The sequence below is a fragment of the Pseudooctadecabacter sp. genome, assembly GCF_020627745.1.
Taxonomy (GTDB): Bacteria; Pseudomonadota; Alphaproteobacteria; order Rhodobacterales; family Rhodobacteraceae; genus Octadecabacter.
In genome coordinates, this window is record NZ_JAHDGE010000028.1 from 1 (window position 1) to 16,195 (window position 16,195).

Annotated in this window: 19 protein-coding genes; 8 read left to right on the forward strand and 11 right to left on the reverse strand. The window is 57.5% G+C overall.

Translation table 11 applies throughout. The annotated features are described in order from the left end of the window. Window positions 1–35: 35 nt before the first annotated feature. The 3 genes from comE (at window position 36) to QZ653_RS11040 (ending at window position 1,930) form a co-directional block, all read left to right on the forward strand. Complete coding sequence (gene comE / locus QZ653_RS11030) at window positions 36–590, forward strand: sulfopyruvate decarboxylase subunit beta (RefSeq protein WP_296420135.1); 555 nt, start codon at window positions 36–38, stop codon at window positions 588–590. Beyond that, a complete protein-coding gene (locus tag QZ653_RS11035; RefSeq protein ID WP_296420136.1) occupies window positions 591–1,682 on the forward strand; it encodes an alpha-hydroxy acid oxidase in 1,092 nt (363 codons plus the stop codon). A 92-nt stretch (window positions 1,683–1,774) separates the two neighbouring features. After that, complete coding sequence (locus tag QZ653_RS11040; protein WP_296420137.1) at window positions 1,775–1,930, forward strand: hypothetical protein; 156 nt, start codon at window positions 1,775–1,777, stop codon at window positions 1,928–1,930. A gap of 163 nt (window positions 1,931–2,093) precedes the next feature. Here the strand turns inward: QZ653_RS11040 and QZ653_RS11045 are convergent, their stop codons facing one another. The 5 genes from QZ653_RS11045 to QZ653_RS11065 all read right to left on the reverse strand — a co-directional run bounded on the left by QZ653_RS11045 (window position 2,094) and on the right by QZ653_RS11065 (window position 5,649). Further along, a complete protein-coding gene (locus QZ653_RS11045) occupies window positions 2,094–2,426 on the reverse strand; it encodes a DUF883 family protein (protein WP_296420138.1) in 333 nt (110 codons plus the stop codon). 145 nt (window positions 2,427–2,571) lie between these two features. Further along, window positions 2,572–3,198, reverse strand: a complete 627-nt coding sequence (locus QZ653_RS11050) for an exopolysaccharide biosynthesis protein (protein WP_296420139.1) — start codon at window positions 3,196–3,198, stop codon at window positions 2,572–2,574. 5 nt (window positions 3,199–3,203) lie between these two features. After that, entirely contained in the window at window positions 3,204–4,919 is a 1,716-nt protein-coding gene (locus tag QZ653_RS11055; protein ID WP_296420140.1) for a sensor histidine kinase, read from the reverse strand. Beyond that, window positions 4,916–5,476 carry an RNA polymerase sigma factor gene (locus QZ653_RS11060; protein ID WP_296420141.1) on the reverse strand — a complete coding sequence of 187 codons (561 nt, stop codon included), beginning with the start codon at window positions 5,474–5,476 and terminating at the stop codon, window positions 4,916–4,918. The genes QZ653_RS11055 and QZ653_RS11060 overlap by 4 nt, the downstream gene beginning before the upstream one ends. Further along, entirely contained in the window at window positions 5,473–5,649 is a 177-nt protein-coding gene (locus QZ653_RS11065; RefSeq protein ID WP_296420142.1) for a NepR family anti-sigma factor, read from the reverse strand. The genes QZ653_RS11060 and QZ653_RS11065 overlap by 4 nt, the downstream gene beginning before the upstream one ends. 102 nt (window positions 5,650–5,751) lie before the next feature. On the opposite strand from QZ653_RS11065, the gene QZ653_RS11070 reads away from it, so the two are divergent. Continuing rightward, on the forward strand, window positions 5,752–6,555 hold the full coding sequence (locus QZ653_RS11070) for a response regulator (RefSeq protein WP_296420143.1): 804 nt from the start codon (window positions 5,752–5,754) through the stop codon (window positions 6,553–6,555). Window positions 6,556–6,627: 72 nt separating this feature from the next. On the opposite strand, the gene QZ653_RS11075 is transcribed toward QZ653_RS11070, so the two are convergent. Both QZ653_RS11075 and QZ653_RS11080 read right to left on the reverse strand, forming a co-directional pair. Then, window positions 6,628–7,125 (reverse strand): Dps family protein, encoded by a 498-nt coding sequence (locus QZ653_RS11075; protein ID WP_296420144.1) that lies wholly within the window; start codon window positions 7,123–7,125, stop codon window positions 6,628–6,630. 59 nt (window positions 7,126–7,184) lie between these two features. Next, window positions 7,185–7,511 (reverse strand): hypothetical protein, encoded by a 327-nt coding sequence (locus QZ653_RS11080; RefSeq protein WP_296420145.1) that lies wholly within the window; start codon window positions 7,509–7,511, stop codon window positions 7,185–7,187. A 103-nt stretch (window positions 7,512–7,614) separates the two neighbouring features. Between QZ653_RS11080 and QZ653_RS11085 the strand changes: the two genes are divergently transcribed. Then, a complete protein-coding gene (locus QZ653_RS11085; RefSeq protein WP_296420146.1) occupies window positions 7,615–8,343 on the forward strand; it encodes a Crp/Fnr family transcriptional regulator in 729 nt (242 codons plus the stop codon). A 43-nt stretch (window positions 8,344–8,386) separates the two neighbouring features. Here QZ653_RS11085 and QZ653_RS11090 read toward each other — a convergent pair whose 3' ends face one another. Together QZ653_RS11090 and QZ653_RS11095 are read right to left on the reverse strand one after the other, a co-directional pair. Then, entirely contained in the window at window positions 8,387–8,602 is a 216-nt protein-coding gene (locus QZ653_RS11090; RefSeq protein ID WP_296420147.1) for a DUF2945 domain-containing protein, read from the reverse strand. Between the two features lie 65 nt (window positions 8,603–8,667). Beyond that, window positions 8,668–9,522: a formate/nitrite transporter family protein gene (locus tag QZ653_RS11095; RefSeq protein ID WP_296420148.1), complete on the reverse strand. Its 855-nt coding sequence runs from the start codon at window positions 9,520–9,522 to the stop codon at window positions 8,668–8,670. Between the two features lie 129 nt (window positions 9,523–9,651). Here QZ653_RS11095 and QZ653_RS11100 point away from each other — a divergent pair, with 129 nt between their 5' ends. Then, a complete protein-coding gene (locus QZ653_RS11100; RefSeq protein WP_296420177.1) occupies window positions 9,652–10,572 on the forward strand; it encodes a mechanosensitive ion channel family protein in 921 nt (306 codons plus the stop codon). 58 nt (window positions 10,573–10,630) lie between these two features. On the opposite strand, the gene QZ653_RS11105 is transcribed toward QZ653_RS11100, so the two are convergent. Beyond that, complete coding sequence (locus QZ653_RS11105) at window positions 10,631–10,906, reverse strand: hypothetical protein (RefSeq protein ID WP_296420149.1); 276 nt, start codon at window positions 10,904–10,906, stop codon at window positions 10,631–10,633. After that, window positions 10,906–12,630 (reverse strand): adenosylcobalamin-dependent ribonucleoside-diphosphate reductase, encoded by a 1,725-nt coding sequence (locus QZ653_RS11110; RefSeq protein ID WP_296420150.1) that lies wholly within the window; start codon window positions 12,628–12,630, stop codon window positions 10,906–10,908. Before QZ653_RS11110 ends, QZ653_RS11105 begins: the two co-directional genes overlap by 1 nt. Before the next feature lie 349 nt (window positions 12,631–12,979). Between QZ653_RS11110 and QZ653_RS11115 the strand changes: the two genes are divergently transcribed. Next, a complete protein-coding gene (locus QZ653_RS11115) occupies window positions 12,980–15,001 on the forward strand; it encodes a putative bifunctional diguanylate cyclase/phosphodiesterase (RefSeq protein ID WP_296420151.1) in 2,022 nt (673 codons plus the stop codon). Window positions 15,002–15,128: 127 nt separating this feature from the next. Then, a complete protein-coding gene (locus QZ653_RS11120; RefSeq protein ID WP_296420152.1) occupies window positions 15,129–16,160 on the forward strand; it encodes a LacI family DNA-binding transcriptional regulator in 1,032 nt (343 codons plus the stop codon). Window positions 16,161–16,195 lie beyond the last annotated feature (35 nt).

A 16,195-nucleotide genomic window follows, 5' to 3' on the forward strand; every position in this document is an offset into this window, starting at 1 on the left:
ACCGACGCCAACTTCTGGGGAGGCTATGGCGACCAATGATCCGTTCTGAAATTCTTAAAGAGATCGCACCGATCCTCAAAGACAAGCTGATTGTCTGCAACATCGGCATCCCGTCACAGGAACTGCATGCCATCATGGACCAGCCCAGCAATTTCTACATGCTGGGGACCATGGGCCTGGCAAGCTCCATCGGACTGGGCGTGGCGCTGGCGCAGGACAAAACTGTCATCTCCATCGACGGGGACGGGTCTGTTCTGACGAACCTCGGCACCTTGCCCACGATCGGCAACAACTGCCCCGACAACTTCATCCTGATGATTATCGACAACGGGTCTTACGGGTCCACCGGGGATCAGCCGACCTATACGGGCCGCAAAACCGATCTGGCGGGCATGGCCCGTGCGGCGGGCTGTGACAACGTCGTTGAAGTGCAGGACGTGGACACCGGCAAGGCCCTGCAAGAGGCGATAGACAGCGGCAAGGGCACCGTCATGGTCGTCAAATGTGACAGCGGCAATGCCAAGATGCCGGTGATCACCATGGATCCGGTCATCATCAAGGACCGCTTCATGAAAGCGATTGCCAGCTAAATGGGGGCGGCCGCGCATATCCATTCGGCGGACGATGCGCGGCGCCTTGCCAAACGGCGGCTGCCTTGGATGGTGTTTGATTACATCGACGGGGCGGCAGGAAATGAAACAGGGGCCGCGCGAAACCGCGCGGCCCTTGATGCGCTGACGCTGGCCCCGCGCGTGCTGCGAGATGTGTCGCAGCGGTCCATGGCCGTGGATCTGTTCGGCGCACAGGCAGACCGGCCCTTCGGCATCGCGCCCATGGGCATGTGCAATCTGTCAGCGCCGGGGGCTGATCTGATGTTGGCGCGACTGGCGGCCAAGTACCGCGTGCCCCACGGGGTCAGCACCGTCGCCTCAACACCGATGGAAAAGATTATCGAGGTGGCAGATGGGCACGCCTGGTTTCAGCTTTATTATTCGGGGGACGGGCAGGGGACGTTCAAGCTGGTCCAACGTGCTAAGGCTGCGGGCTACGGCACGCTGGTCCTGACCGTTGATGTGCCAGAGGTCGGACGCCGCCCGCGTGAATTGCGCCACGGGTTCAAGATGCCGTTCAGCATCGGGCCGCGACAATTCGTGGACTTCGCCCTGCACCCGCGCTGGTCGCTGGCGCAACTGGCCGCAGGCAAGCCGCAGATGGCGAATTTTGAGATGGACGGCTATGACTTCGACCGCACCGAAAGCCGCGCGCGCGCGGACTGGGATACCTTGGCGCGGCTGCGCGATCTGTGGACCGGCAAGCTGGTCGTCAAAGGTGTGTTGAACGTTGAGGATGCCGTGGCGCTGAAGGCGGCTGGTGTGGATGCGGTGCAGGTGTCCAGCCACGGATCGCGCCAATTGCAAAGCGCGCCCGCCCCGATCACGATGCTGCCCCTGATCCGCGAAGCGGTCGGCCCTGATTTTCCGCTGTTTTACGATAGCGGGTTGCGGTCCGGCGAGGACGTGTTGAAGGCGCTGAATGCAGGCGCTGATTTCACATTCTTCGGACGATCCCTGCAATTTGCCATCGCGGCTGCGGGTGAACAGGGGCTGGCGGCCCTTTGGGACGTCCTGAGCGCAGAGCTGTCCTCGGCCATGGCGCAGACCGGTCTTAACCATCTGACGTGAAATAACTGACTGCGACCGAACGGCCCAGCGGTTCTGTGGAACTTCCAGCCGCAGGTGTCGTTGACCTGATGTATCAAGCGAAGGAGACCGCCATGACAACGGATGTGTTTATCGCTGGCTTGATCGGGTTGCTCGTGATCACTCTTTTGGTGGTCTACATGTCAGCCAACAAAAAACTGCGCGGGAAGGATCAGCCAACCGACCCGCAACGTCGTGACCGGAATGATGACGGGAACGACGCAAGCTAGGGAACTACTCATCACCCCGAACAGGAGCGCCCCGTCTTATGTGACGGGGCGTTTCTTGTTCGTCGTGTCCTACCCTGCCTTCAAAAACGACAAAGGCACCCGTGACGGATGCCTTTGGTTGAATGTGTGATTGAAAACGGTCCGCTCGGTCAGTGGTTTGCGGTCAGCGGCCCCGCCCCAGAAGCCCGATCAAGAACCCCATGCCGACGGCCACGCCAATGGCGGTCGCGGGTTTGCATTGGACGAACTGGCGGGCATCGTCTCCCATCTGTTCCGCTTGCGCGCGCACGTGTTCAACCTTTTCGACACCTGCATCGCGTGCGGACCTCAGAGTGTCCTCTGCCGCGCCGCGTACTTCGGCGACTTTGGTTTGCCCCACGCCGGCGATCACGCCGGTCAGATCCTTGAGGTCGGTTTTCAGTGTTTCAATTTGCTGGGCAAGATCTTCAGTGTCGACGCTTGCGCCCTTGCCGTTGGTCGTCTGAGATTGTGCCATAAAGCCCCCGATAGGAATAATTGTGTGTCGAAAATGAACGCACCCCGCAAGGATGGGGTTCCGCTGTCTTCGGATAAACATATGTTAACTGGGAGCTCAGCGATCGGCAGCATCACCGCGCAAAGGCCGGAATAAAAGGCGCGCCCTAAGATGCTGCCAAAAGCGTCGAGACCGCGTAAATCGGGATCAGGTAAACGAGGGGTATGATGACCAAGCCGATCAGGGCCAGCAATCCGTCCTTGGCCAACAGCCCGACAGAGACCAGCGCAATGGCAAGGCCGATCAGGCTGGACGACAGCGGAACCAATTCCATAAAAGGCAGGCCCGCCGCGGCCAAAGCACACAGAGCGTAGACACCCCGCGACAGGGGCTGCGACACAAGGCCGGTCAGGCGGTTCGATGTGCGCCCGTCCAGCCAACGGGCGAAGCGGCGCAACCGGTGAAGTCCGCGACCAAGGCGTGACAGGCTGAATTCGGTGTTCAACAGACGCTTGGGCAGCCAGATCATATCGCGGCCCCATGCGGCCTGCGTGGCAATCAGCGCAATGGTGAGGCCGCACAGGCTTGAAAAGAAGGGGACACCGCTGAGAGGCGAGACCAGCAGCACACTGATGACGAGGATCAGGGTGGCGAACGACGCCGTGCCAAATTCGCGGGTGAGGTCGCGAACCGTCAAAGCCTCTTGATCGGACAGAGCCGCAAGATCGTTGACCACATGCTCCACATAATCCTGAGGGTCCGCGTCTGGCCGGTCTGGGGTCTGATCAGACACAGCCGTCAGAAGTCACGTGGTTTGGAATTGGGGGCTTCGATGCTGAACGTCACAGCGATGGTATATCGACCGGGTGGTTCGCTGACGGCGAGGGTGCCGTTCAACTGGGCCACAAACGCGCGGATCAGCTGCCGGCCCAGTCCTGCAATGTGGCCGGCGACAGCTGGACGGTCATCTTCGTTCCCTTTGCTGTTCTCGATTGTCAGGGCGACCGTGCGACTGTCCACCGATTTCAAATGAACCGCGATACTGAGGGGGTCGCCTCCGATGTATTTGACCGCATTGCTCAGACATTCGGACACCAGCATCGTAAGGGGGACGGCCTGATCGGGGAAAATGACGATCCGGTCCAGATCAAGGTCGATGTCGATGCTGCGGTCGGTGGCCTCGACCAGAACGCGGCTTTGATCAACCAGATGCTGGACAAGGTCGGCTGCATCAATCTCGGTCAGTGTTTCGGTCTGGTACAGGGCCTGATGCACTTGCGACAGGCCCAGAATGCGGTCCTGCACCTGAGACAGCGACAACCGGGTTTCGTCTTCTGTCGCTTTGCGGATCTGCATGTTCATAATGGAAGAAATGATCTGCAGGTTGTTTTTCACCCGATGATGGACTTCTTTCAGAAGGATCGACTTTTCACGAAGCTGGTCTTCGAGGGTCGCCTCGTCGCGGACAATTTTCTCGGCCATGGACCGGAATGTGACATCAAGCCCTTCAAGTTCGACCGAAAGATTGCTGTGGGCAGGGGTGGACAGGGTTCGGTGTTCGGCAAAGTCGCTCATCGCACTGTTCAAATCCTTGATCCGGTCCACGACAAACCGGTCAATGACGAACCATGCAACAAACAGGCTCGCAACCCACATGATGAAGGGCAAAAGGGTGCTCAAAAACGGGGAGACTTCTGCCCCCGTTATGGTCCCGCCCGAATTCCAAAGCCCCAGCGCATAAGCGACGTCGGGGATGATGGGCACCACGGAATAGGACAGCCGCTCCCCTGTCCGGGTGGGGGCGTCGAAGGTGCGTGCGTATCCCGTTGCCAGTTCGGACAGGGGCATTCCTGCTGGCAACAAGGCCTCAGCCAATTGCCGGTCACTTTCGGAGGTCAACAAATCACCTGTCGTATTGAAGGTGATAAGGGTGATCGGCTCCGCCTCGCTGTAGAAGTCCGGTTCCGACACCACGTCCGACAGCGGCATCGACACGGTGACAAAGCCTTGCAGGTCCGCCCCGTTCCAGTGTGGCTGCGCGAAAATCAAAACGCTTTCGCCGCTGACCCGGCCATTCATGTTGAGCGTCAGCCGTTGTTCGGGTTCCGCCACCATGCGGTCGAAATCTGGCATATCGGAAAAATCCACCGGACCATCGGCGGTCGAGCAGGTGCTGATGCCTGCAGTGTCAATGAAGCCGATGAAGGCAAATTTTCCGTCGGTGTTGGCCTGATGGTTGAGAGCGTCAGAACATCTGTCCGGGTCTTCCAGCAGATAATTAATGGTTCCGGCCAAGGTCTGCGCCGCGCCAAAGGTGCGCTGGATCGCGCGGCGTTCACCGGATGCGGCCTGTTCTGTCAAGGCAAGCAGGGTCAAATCTGCCCGTTCGCGGATTTCCACATTCAGACGCTGGTTCTGGATCACGCCAATAATGCCCAACGGCACCAAGGCAAGCGTCAGGAACAACAGGATACGGGCCGTCAGCCGCCTGTGCAGGACGACCTTTTCAGTCATCTCAGGGCGCCATTCGCCCGTGCTGCGACAACCGCCATTGTGGCACTGTCTGTAAGTTCCATCGCATCGTCAGATGACAGATGCATCAGTTCGGCCAGCTTGGCGCGGCCCCGATTGACGCGGCTTTTGATCGTGCCCACAGCCACGCCGCACATCTGCGCGGCCTCGTCATAGGCAAAACCGGATGCACCCACCAAAATCAGGGCTTCACGTTGTTCGTCAGGGAGCTTTGCAAATTCCCTCTGGAAATCGGCCATTTGCAGACGCCCGTCGTGATCGGGTTTCTGGGACAGACTTTCGGTAAATATGCCGTCCACATCAGCCACTTCGCGTTTGGCCTTGCGGCGGTTCGAATAATAGGTGTTGCGCAGAATGGTGAACAACCATGCACGCAGGTTTGTGCCGGGTTCAAACATATCAATCTTGGTCCAGGCCTTCACCAGGGTATCTTGCACCATATCATCAGCGGTGGCGGAGTTGCGGGTCAGCGACATGGCGAAGGCACGCATGGCTGGCAGGTGATCCACCAACTCATCCCGCGGGTCTGTCGCACTCATGTTGTGTCACCTGTATCCGAATTTCCTGAGGAATTATCCTGTGATTTCAACTGTTCGAGAAGGTCCTTGAACCGGTCTGGAACATCCTGACTTAACATATCGTCGTAAACCCTCTTGAGGTTCGCGTTGATCGGATCATCATTGTTCTTGGGATCACCGCCGCCTTGCGCCATTTGTTCGCTTAACCTCTAAATCGGTCGAAAAAATTCATCTTGTGGGGAACCAAACACCCGGTTGCGCGTTTGGTTCCATAAAATATGCAGGGAACTACAAAAATGACAAACGCGGAAGACTTCACATCGGCTGTCAGTTCAGCACTGCCATACCTGCGTCGGTATGGGCGTGCATTGACCGGCGATCAGTCAACCGGTGACAAATACGCAGCCGCCGCCCTTGAGGCGCTGTTGCTTGACCGTCAGATGGCAATCGATGCGAGCAGCATCAAGGTCGGTCTGTTCAAGGTGTTCCACACATTGTGGAAAAGTTCGGGCGCGCCGATCGGCGACAACGAGACGGGGCTGCGCGCACAGGCGCAACGTCACCTGTCACGTCTGACCGAAAACACACGCGAGGCGTTGCTGCTGTCCACGATTGAGGACTTTAACCTCTCCGAGGTGGCCGAAATCATGCAAATTGACGGATCGGAGGCGGATCATCTGGTCGGCTTGGCCCGAACCGAAATGGAAGATGCCATTTCCGGCAGTGTCATGATCATCGAAGACGAAGCCATTATCGCGATGGACCTTGAAACGGTGGTGGCCGACATGGGACACCGCGTCACCGGAATTGCGCGCACACGCGACGAGGCGACGGCGCTGGCCAAGGCTGACAAGCCGGATCTGATCCTCAGCGACATCCAGCTTGCGGACAATTCGTCCGGCATTGATGCGGTGAATGACATTCTGGTGGATCACGGAGGCATTCCTGTCATCTTCATCACGGCCTTCCCCGAACGGTTGCTGACGGGGGAGCGTAAAGAACCTGCCTTCCTGATCTCCAAACCGTATTCGGAAAATCAGGTCAGGTCGGCGGTCAGTCAGGCGATGTTCTTTTCCTCGACCGAAACCCTTTCGAACTGATTTTTCCCACCCAACGAAAAAGCCCCGCCAATCCGGCGGGGCTTTGATCGTTCAGGGGCTGTCTTTGGCCCCTCAGGTTTTTGCGATCGCGCGAAGCATCCATGCGGCCTGTTCGTGGAAAGCGCTGCGTTCGGTGGCCAGATCTTCGGTGACGGGGTCCTTGTGATCGCCGGACAGTTCCACCAGCGCATGAAGACGATGGGCCGCACGTTCATGGTCGGCCGCGAGAATTTCACACATGTCCCCGGCACTGGGCAGGGCGTCTTCGTCCTGAACAACAGACCGCCCCAGAATGTCCGCCATCGTATACGGCGCGAATTGTCCAAGGGCACGAATGCGTTCGGCCAGTTCGTCGGCGGCTTTGAACATGTTTTCGTACTGGGTTTCCGTCAGATTATGGATGGAATAGAACAACGGGCCTTCGACGTTCCAGTGATACGTGTGGGTTTTGAACAGCAACCGGTACGTGTCGGCCAGCACATCGGACAATCCGTCTGCAATAGGTTTGACATCGCGGACGCCGGATTTCACCGGATTGGTTTCGGGAACAACTTTCAATGCGTCGGTCATGGTAGGCTCCTGTGATAATGGTTCACAGTCGCAACGTCTTTTGGACGTTCAGAGTTCCCTTACGCGTGATTTGAAACCTGTTCGACCATCTGCAACAGCATTTCGCTTGAGAACGGACGGGACAGTTGAACAACGCCGTCGATCCGGCTGCCGCCGGCATTCTGGTCTTGGGCTCCGGTGCTGATGATTTGCGCCCCTTGGGCGAGCCACGTTGCCAGGTTCTGGCGCTGAAGCGGGCTGTCTGTAATCAGAATGTCGGCGGAGATATCGTCAATCTCGTCAGCGGTCGACACAGACGACACCGTCGCCCCTTCGAACGCAGCTTTCAACGTCTCTTCCATATCGATGCGCACGATTGGATCACGTTCCACGATGACAATAATCACGGCGACTCGCCTGTATCCTTAAGATGTTCCCACCACCTTTATGGAACCCTTCGCAGCCTGAGGCATTAAACTGTGACATAGACCCGTTAAGAAAGGATCCGCCGTGTCGACAAAGTGCGAGACGTGCCCATTGCACAAAAGCCCCTTGTTTGAGCATGTGCCGGAGGATCAAAGAAAATTGACCCAGAAGTACAAATCCGGCGAACTGCGGGTTGATCCCGGGACGCCGGTGATGATGGAAGGGTCGAACGCGCCACAGCTGTATACCGCGCTGCGGGGCATGGGGCTACGTTATACGACATTGCCGAATGGCGAGAGACAGGTAATCAATTTTATATTCCCCGGCGATTTCATCGGCCTACAAGCCGGTATCGTCGGCGAGATGCACCATTCGGTCGAGGCCACGACTGCAATGACGCTATGTGTCTTTGACCGGTCCGAATTCTTCAATTTCTTCAAGTCGAACCCACAGCGCGCCTTTGACATCACATGGATGGCTGCGGTGGAAGAACATTTTCTGGGTGACAGCCTTGCGACGATTGGTCAGCGCACCGCGTATGAGGCCGTGGCATGGGCGCTTTACAAACTTTTTCAAAGGGGGGAAGCGCTTGGGCTGGTGAATGCGGCGCAGATGCCGTTGCCTTTCCGTCAGCAGGATCTTGCGGATGCATTGGGATTGTCGCTGGTTCATACCAACAAGACACTGGCGAAACTCAGGTCACGTCAGCTGGCATCGTGGGGGGATGGCAAGTTGCAGGTCAACAATTTGCGGGACCTGGCGGATGCAGCCCAGACGGAACATGCCCCGTTGGAAACCCGCCCGTTTCTATAAAGTCTGTAGAGGGGCGAACGCACGGGTCCGCCCCCCAAACCATTCAGGCCGCTGACAGCTCACTGCCCGATTTAAGGACCTCGTCTCCGTCGTCCTGTTCGATTTTGTAAGCGGGTTCATCCTCGGACGCATCGCGCGTGACTTCGGACCCCTTGATTTTCAGCGTGATTTTCTGGGTGTATTTCTTGACCACTTCACCGGTGCCGGTGCCGTTGCCCCAATCCCATTCGACTTTATCGCCTTCGCTAAACTCCGCCATGTTTGGCCTCCTTGCGTGTTTGATTGACACCTAAACGAACGCCAAGGGCGGGGGGTTCCACGGTCTTATTTCTTGGACCCAAGTGTCATGTCGTCTTTCACCTGTCCGTAGGCCATGATGGAGAAGATGGCTGTTCCGCCGACGACATTGCCTGCAAGGACCGGAATGAAGAATGACCCCAGCGCGGTGGCAAGCGACAGTTCACCCTGCACAAGCAGATAGGCCATTTCGACTGAACCGGCGACGATGTGGGTGAAATCCCCCGCAGCAATCAGCCAGGTGAACACGATGATGACGAAGAATGCGACTGTTTCCGCCTGAGGCAGCATCCACACAATCGCAGCAATCAACACCCCCGCAGGCACCGCGCGAAAAAATGCCTCTGTCGGGGTGAAGCCCATGGCGTGGCGCGACAGGTCGGTCATCGCGGGCGCCAGTTCAGCGGGCAAGGCCGGGGTGTAAACGTACAGCAGCGCGACCAGAAAGGCCCCGATCAGGTTTGCCCCCAACACCAGCGCCCAGACCCGACCCAGCCGTCCCAGACGGTGAAGGGTCGGCCCGTGAATGACAGGCAGGACCGTAGTGATGGTGTTTTCGGTAAACAGCTGCATCCGGCTGAGGATGACGATGAGAAAGCCCAAGGAATAGCCCAGGTTTTCGACCAGATATCGCGATGGGGTGTCGGGCAGATAGGTCCTGAATATCGCTTCTCCCACGACCGAGAAACTGATCATGATGCCTGCTGCGATGCCCGACCAGATCAATGACCGCGTGGTCCGCGACAGTTCCTCTTCGCCATCACGGCGGATGATTTCATAGATCAGTTTGGGGGCAAGCTTGGCTGCATTTTCAACCGAACTTTCTTCAACCTCATCTTCAATGTTCACCGCCGATTGTGACATATCTTCGGGGTGCGCCATTGGTGATTTCCTTATAAATACAACAGACAACGCCCCATCCGACGATTGGTTGCATTTTATTTGAAAAATGTGGGAACCAATTGCGCAGGCGGTGCGTTTGACGCGGAATTTGATTGTGAACGGTCCGCCATGGAAAACCTCGAAAACATAGCCGGTGATGTTTCGGGATGGTTCGGAAACCTCTTTAACGCTGAAATTTTGAACGGTCAGGCCCTGTCCGACCTTTTGACGCTCGAAGCAATCATGTCGCTGCTGGGTGCTCTGGCCGGTGCTGCGGCCATTCTTGTCCTCGGGTTCATCGTCGCAGGCTTTGTGTCGCGCCGCATCCGCAGTCTGGGCAAGAAGCACAAGAACCTTGATGACACGTTGTTCACCTTTCTGGGCAACATCGCACGCTATATCATTCTTGGATTTGCCGCGCTTTTCGTTCTCAACACCTTCGGCATCCAGACCACATCTATTGTCGCGGTGATCGGTGCCGCTGGTCTGGCCATTGGTCTGGCGTTGCAGGGCACCCTGTCGAATGTCGCCGCCGGTGTCATGATCATTTTCTTTCGCCCCCTCAAAATCGGTGACTTTGTGCAGGTGAATGACGTGATGGGCACAGTTCAGGATGTCACGCTCAACTACACCGAGATTGCCAGCATCGGGAACGTCAAGATCGTCGTCCCCAATTCCGAGGTTTGGGGCAATACGATTTATAACTATTCCGTTTATGACACCCGCCGTGCCGAATGGGAATTCGGCGTGGGCTATGGCGTGAACCTTGCGAAGGCGGAACAGACAATCATCAACACAATCATGGCCGACGACAGGTCCATGTCCGACCCCGCACCATTCATTCAGGTCAACAATCTCGGCGGCAGCAGCGTCGACTTTCTGGTCCGTGTCTGGTGCAAATCCGATGTCTACTTCCAGTATCAGGCCGACATGAAGCGCAAGGTCAAAGAAGCGCTGGATGCCGCTGACATCAATATCCCGTTCCCCACCCGCACCCTTGTCTACGAAAATTCCTCCGCAGACGAGACCGCGGGCGTGGCTGCAGAATAGACTCCCGCACATTCTGCAGCCGAGCGGGCGCGACGTGTTCCCCGTCGCGCCCGCCTATTTAATCGGCTCCGGTCCGGTCGATCAAGTCAACCGAAGTGAACCTGCCATCCTCGAACTCCGCCGCGTCGCGCACCCAGACGGTGCCCTGTGCATCATCATAGATCGCCACACGGGATCTGTCCGCCTCCAGCACGCCATAGCCCAACAGCCGGTAACGGCCGCCTTTCTTGTGCCGGTGGGTCGGATGCCACGGCACCTGCCCGAATGCAGGCGCGGGTGCGGGGGGCTGTGCGGGCAACATGGCGGGCCTGCGAAAGAAGGACGCAAACCGCATCAGACGCTCAGCACCGAACCGGTTACCGCGTTGGGCCGGTAGGTGGTGCAGCCTTTACATCCTGCGTCATAGGCCGTGCGGTAGATGGATTGGAAAGTCTCGAACGGGATATCTTCCGGGCAATTCACGGTCTTCGATATCCCGCTGTCCACCCACTTTTGCGCCGCGGCCTGCATTGCAATGTGATCTTCGGGGGCCAGATCGGCCACTGTGACCAGACTGTCCGGCAGCGGCACATCGGCACCGAACATCTGTCTGAAAACCAAAGCTGCGTAATCCATAACCCTCTCGTCGCGCTTGTGGCCGTCCGGTCCTGTGACGGTGCGCGTAAACGCGGTTGAAAATATGGGTTCGATCCCGGATGAGACATTTCCCGCAAACATCGAAATCGTGCCCGTGGGCGCGATGCTGGTCAGGGTCGCATTGCGCAATCCGTGTTTTCCGACCAGCGCGCGAACTTCGGGATCGAGCGAGGTGATCGCATCACCCTTCAGGTGGTGGTTGGCATCATAATCGGCAAAGGTGCCGCGACTGGCCGCAAGTTCTGCCGAGGCCGCGTAGGCAGCGTTCTGAATTGTCTGCATCCAGCTGCTGATCAAGAACCGCGCTTTGGGGGAGCCGTATCGGGCCCCCAACATCGCAATGGCATCCGCCACGCCAGTCACGCCAATGCCGATCCGGCGTTGGCGTTTCGCCATGGCCGCCTGTTGCGCCAGAGGAAACCGCGACACATCCAGAACGTTGTCCAGCATCCGGACCGCTGTTGCCGCAAGCGCACGCAATTCCGTCACATCAACGCGTGCTTTGTCTGTAAACGGGCTGCGAACAAGCCGCGCGATGTTGATGGAGGCCAGCGGGCAGGTGCCGAAGGGGGGCAGGGGCTGTTCCGCACAGGAATTGGTGGCGCTGATCGTCTCTGCATAGCGCATCGGGTTGGCCGCGTTGATGCGGTCAATGAACAGAACACCGGGTTCGGCGGCCGCATAGGTCTGTTTCATGATCGTCGTCCACAGATCACGGGCACGCAGTGTGCGCACGATCTGGCCGTTCCAGACAAGCGACCACGACGCGTCCCTATCCACCGCTGCCATAAAGGCATCGCTGACCATCACCGACAGGTTGAAGTTGCGCAATCGGGTGCGATCCGACTTCGCCATGACGAAAGCCTCGATATCGGGGTGGTCGCAGCGCATGGTTGCCATCATCGCGCCGCGCCCCATACCCGTGACCAACATGCGGCAAGTCGCGTCAAAAATATCCATAGCGGCCAACGGGCCTGCAGCGGGACAGTCGAGGCCTTCGACAGTGAAGCCGGCTGGCCGTAGGGTCGAAAAATCGAACCCGATGCCACCGCCCATCTTCATGGTCATCGCCGCGTCTTTGAGGGTGTCCATGATCCCTTCGACACTGTCGGGCAGGGTGCGCATGACAAAGGTGTTGGACAATGTCACAGATCGCCCCGTTCCGGTCCCCGCAAGAATGCGCCCTGCGGGAATGAGTTTGAAACCGGACATGGCATCAAAAAAGTCCCGTTCCACACGTGTACGGTCGCGGGGGCTTTCCTTGACGCACAGCCCCTCGGCCACACGGCGAAAAGTATCGTCGACCATGCGGTCGTGGTTGCGACCTTGCGTCGAAAAACGGTATTTTGCAGCCCAGATTTGCTGCGCAATCGGTTGAGAAAAGGCCACATCGGGGCCGTTCACACGTTGTGCGTCATTCATTGTTTGATTCCACCCAGGATAATTTCACTTTAATTTAGGTCGTCGCAAAGTTAAGAAACTATTAAGCTTAAGGTTGAGTGGCCGGTCGAGGTGTCGAATGGCCGCATTTGTTTGTTTGGGTTAACTTTTAATCAGGACTGCGCATCCTTTATGCAGGGAAGTAACGCCTGATTTACGACTTTGGTCCAAAGAGAATTGGATAAACCGTCTGCATGGCTTGGCAGACCTCTAATTGTAACGGGCGGATTTTTGTGGTGGGCTGGACTGCGTAGCGCATCACCAGAGCGCGCACGGACCACAACCCGGGATTGAGATATTGTCGATGAAACTGGCGCGAACTAGGTCAAAGATGCCGCCCGAGACAAAGCAGGGGCAGCCATACGATCAAGGCTTTGATCTGGCCTACAGTCTTGAAACCGCGATCTGGATTTTCGACATCGACCACGCCCGCGTTTTGAAAGCGAACGAAGCCGCATGCGCATTGTGGATGGCCCCGAATGAGGCCGAACTGACAACCCGTGATATGGGTGCCGATATGTCGCCGACTGTCGCCCAGCGGTTGCAGCAATACCAGTCGGATTTTATCCAGTCTGACGCTAGGTTCACCGAGCTTTGGACAATCTACCCCAACGGAACGCCGCGCAGCGTGATGGTCGTTTACCGCGGTCACCGGCTCGACGACGGGCGCATGGCCATGAAGTGCGAGGTGGTGGGCGATAGCGCAGACACGGCCCAGAACCTACGCAGCGCCGAGGCGCTGTTGCATACCGATGTGATGATCATGCTGTTCGGCACCGAGGGGCCGTCTTTGTACCTCAATCCGGCTGCGCGACGGTTTTGCGGCGGGTCCGAACTGGTCCTCTCCGATATTTTTGAAGATCAATTCGAAATCGACGCCATCATTGAGGCTGTCCAACGGGACGGCGAACAGCGTCGTCTGACCCGGCTTGCCAGCCATTCGGGGGGCGGGTGGTTTGATCTGTCGGTCAAAGGCTGCAGCGATGCGGCCACCGGGCAGCCGGCCCTGTTGCTGACGGCCATCGACGTGAGTGAGTTGAAGGAGGCGCGCGACACAGCCCGCCATCTTGCAAATCGCGATCAGCTGACCAACCTGCACAATCGGTCATATCTGCAAAACCATCTTGACTGGCTGGAAGAAACAAATGCCGCGGCCGGATCAACTGTCATCGTCTTTGATGTTGACCGGTTCAAATTGATCAACGACCGCTACGGGCATGCTGCGGGCGATACCGTGTTGCGCAAGATCGCAGTGCGCACCCGCGCGGCCCTTGATGCCGGTGATCTGCTGGCCCGACTGGGCGGGGATGAATTTGTCATCGTCCTGCCCGGCCCCCACGATCCGGCCACAGCCCTGAACCGGATTGAACGTGTCAGACAGGCGATCGGGGCGCCCATTCTTCATGGGGAAACCCGACTGGATGCCACGATTTCTGGCGGAATGTCCCATGTCCGCAGCGGGTCCGACCATTTTGCCAAGGTCCTGAGGGAAGCAGATATCGCGCTTTACCACTCAAAAAAGTCGGGCCGCGATCAGGTTACTGTTTTTGATGTCGATATGGGGCAGGCGGTGGATGAGCGGGAACGGCTGGAGGTCGCCCTGAAACAGGCCGTCGTGAACCGTGAATTTACCCTGCATTATCAGCCACGGCTTGATCTGAGCACGGGGCGCATAACAGGCGTTGAGGGCCTTGTCCGGTGGGAACATCCAACGGACGGGGTGATCAACCCCGATGACTTCATTCCTGTGTGTGAGGAAACCGGCCTTATTGATGAACTGGGACGGTTGGTGCTTGAGATGGGCTGCGCACAGGCGATTGAATGGCACCAACAGGATTTGGCCCTTGATCTGTCCCTCAACGTGTCCCCGCGCCAGTTTGCGGATGACGACTTTCTGCGATGTCTGGATGATCTCGCGCAGCTGCCGGGTTTCCCCAAAGGACAGATCGAACTTGAGGTCACCGAAAATGTGCTGATCGGGGATCCGGTGCACATCGCTGCAAAGCTGCGGCGGATTGTCGACATGGGCTACCGCATCGCGATTGACGACTTTGGAACAGGCTATTCAAACCTGTCCTATATTTCCGAATTTCCGCTGCATTGCCTCAAGATCGACCGGTCTTTTGTGGCACAGCTTCCTTCCGCTGGACCTATTGTCCAGTTAATCCTGACATTGGGACAACAGATCGGGGCCAAGGTGGTGTCCGAAGGGGTGGAAACAAAAGACCAGCTGGATTGGCTGGCGGACCGGGACTGCACGGAAGTACAGGGGTTTTTGATTGCAAAGGCCATGCCGGCCGATACATGTGCGACCTTTGTGAAGGCATACACATCAGCGCCGAAGCCACGATAATCACTGAAAACCGATCTGTGTATTGCATTTTCAAATTTATCGCGCGTAAAGTTACGGGCGTGCAGGGTGTCAGATTTTCGTGACACGTTGCCACAGGATTGACAGTTCAACATTGGGCGAGGCGGCTATGGACGGCCAGAAAGTAAGGAATATGGAAGAGTTTGCCGCGCTTAGTGGCATCTCGCGTCCGACGCTGTCGAAATACTTTCACGACCCTGACAGCGTGCGCAATTCGACCCGCGAAAAGATTGAACTGGCCTTGTCCGAACATGACTACAGGCCGAATATATTTGCGATCAACCAGAACCGCCGCACGACGAACAACATTGGCATTGTTGTGCCGTTTCTGGCCGACCCGTTCTTTGCCGAAATCGCCCGTAATCTGGAACAACGGTGTATCGCCGCCGGTTACGCACCGATGCTGTTCAGCGCACATGGTGACCCGGCGCTTGAATGTGAAATTCTTGACAGTCTGCGGCAGCAAAAGCCTGCGGGTGTTCTTCTGGCCCCGTTGGGCCGCGCCTCGGACCGCAAACATGTGGAAAAGTTTGTCGCCGATGTGCCCACGGTGGTGTTCGACAACAACTTGCCCGACATGGGGTCTTCTTTCGTGGGCATGGACAACACACAATCCATGCGGATGTTGGTGGAATACCTGTGTGCGTCCGGTTCGCCGCCGAATTTCTTTGAAATGCGCGTGGCCGTGAACCCGAACGTCAACCGCCGCCGCAACGCCTATATCGCCGCGATGGAGGCGCTGGGCCACACGCCCGAGATCATCCGCGTGGACGGTGACGGGTGGGAGTTTGAGGAAATCGGCCGACAAGGCGGCCTGACGGCCTTCGCCACAGGGCGGTTCACGTCCGATACGATTTTGTGCAGCAATGACCGACTGGCCATCGGGCTGCTGTCGGCGGCCTTTACCAGTGACATCAAAGTAGGGCGGGGACCGAACGCCAGGTTGCGCATCGCAGGACATGACGACCACCCGTTCTCGCGGTTCACCTGTCCGTCTCTGACAACGGTGTCGCAGGACTATGCATCCATGTCCGACAAAAGCCTCGAGATTCTGATGCAGATGATCGATTCTGAACATCAGGCGCAGTCGCAGAAAGATTTTCTGTTCGATGGCATCCTGACAAAACGGGCTTCTGCCTGATATTCCAGCAAAATCCCTAGATTTTACGCGCGTTA

Excerpts from the sequence above, each read along its gene's own strand:
- comE (WP_296420135.1), top strand. The coding sequence starts at position 36 with ATGATCCGTTCTGAAATTCTTAAAGAGATCGCACCGATCCTCAAAGAC.
- QZ653_RS11035 (WP_296420136.1), top strand. The coding sequence starts at position 591 with ATGGGGGCGGCCGCGCATATCCATTCGGCGGACGATGCGCGGCGCCTT.
- QZ653_RS11040 (WP_296420137.1), top strand. The coding sequence starts at position 1,775 with ATGACAACGGATGTGTTTATCGCTGGCTTGATCGGGTTGCTCGTGATC.
- QZ653_RS11045 (WP_296420138.1), bottom strand. The coding sequence starts at position 2,426 with ATGGCACAATCTCAGACGACCAACGGCAAGGGCGCAAGCGTCGACACT.
- QZ653_RS11055 (WP_296420140.1), bottom strand. The coding sequence starts at position 4,919 with ATGACTGAAAAGGTCGTCCTGCACAGGCGGCTGACGGCCCGTATCCTG.
- QZ653_RS11060 (WP_296420141.1), bottom strand. The coding sequence starts at position 5,476 with ATGAGTGCGACAGACCCGCGGGATGAGTTGGTGGATCACCTGCCAGCC.
- QZ653_RS11065 (WP_296420142.1), bottom strand. The coding sequence starts at position 5,649 with ATGGCGCAAGGCGGCGGTGATCCCAAGAACAATGATGATCCGATCAAC.
- QZ653_RS11070 (WP_296420143.1), top strand. The coding sequence starts at position 5,752 with ATGACAAACGCGGAAGACTTCACATCGGCTGTCAGTTCAGCACTGCCA.
- QZ653_RS11075 (WP_296420144.1), bottom strand. The coding sequence starts at position 7,125 with ATGACCGACGCATTGAAAGTTGTTCCCGAAACCAATCCGGTGAAATCC.
- QZ653_RS11090 (WP_296420147.1), bottom strand. The coding sequence starts at position 8,602 with ATGGCGGAGTTTAGCGAAGGCGATAAAGTCGAATGGGATTGGGGCAAC.
- QZ653_RS11095 (WP_296420148.1), bottom strand. The coding sequence starts at position 9,522 with ATGGCGCACCCCGAAGATATGTCACAATCGGCGGTGAACATTGAAGAT.
- QZ653_RS11100 (WP_296420177.1), top strand. The coding sequence starts at position 9,652 with ATGGAAAACCTCGAAAACATAGCCGGTGATGTTTCGGGATGGTTCGGA.
- QZ653_RS11105 (WP_296420149.1), bottom strand. The coding sequence starts at position 10,906 with ATGCGGTTTGCGTCCTTCTTTCGCAGGCCCGCCATGTTGCCCGCACAG.
- QZ653_RS11110 (WP_296420150.1), bottom strand. The coding sequence starts at position 12,630 with ATGAATGACGCACAACGTGTGAACGGCCCCGATGTGGCCTTTTCTCAA.
- QZ653_RS11115 (WP_296420151.1), top strand. The coding sequence starts at position 12,980 with ATGCCGCCCGAGACAAAGCAGGGGCAGCCATACGATCAAGGCTTTGAT.
- QZ653_RS11120 (WP_296420152.1), top strand. The coding sequence starts at position 15,129 with ATGGACGGCCAGAAAGTAAGGAATATGGAAGAGTTTGCCGCGCTTAGT.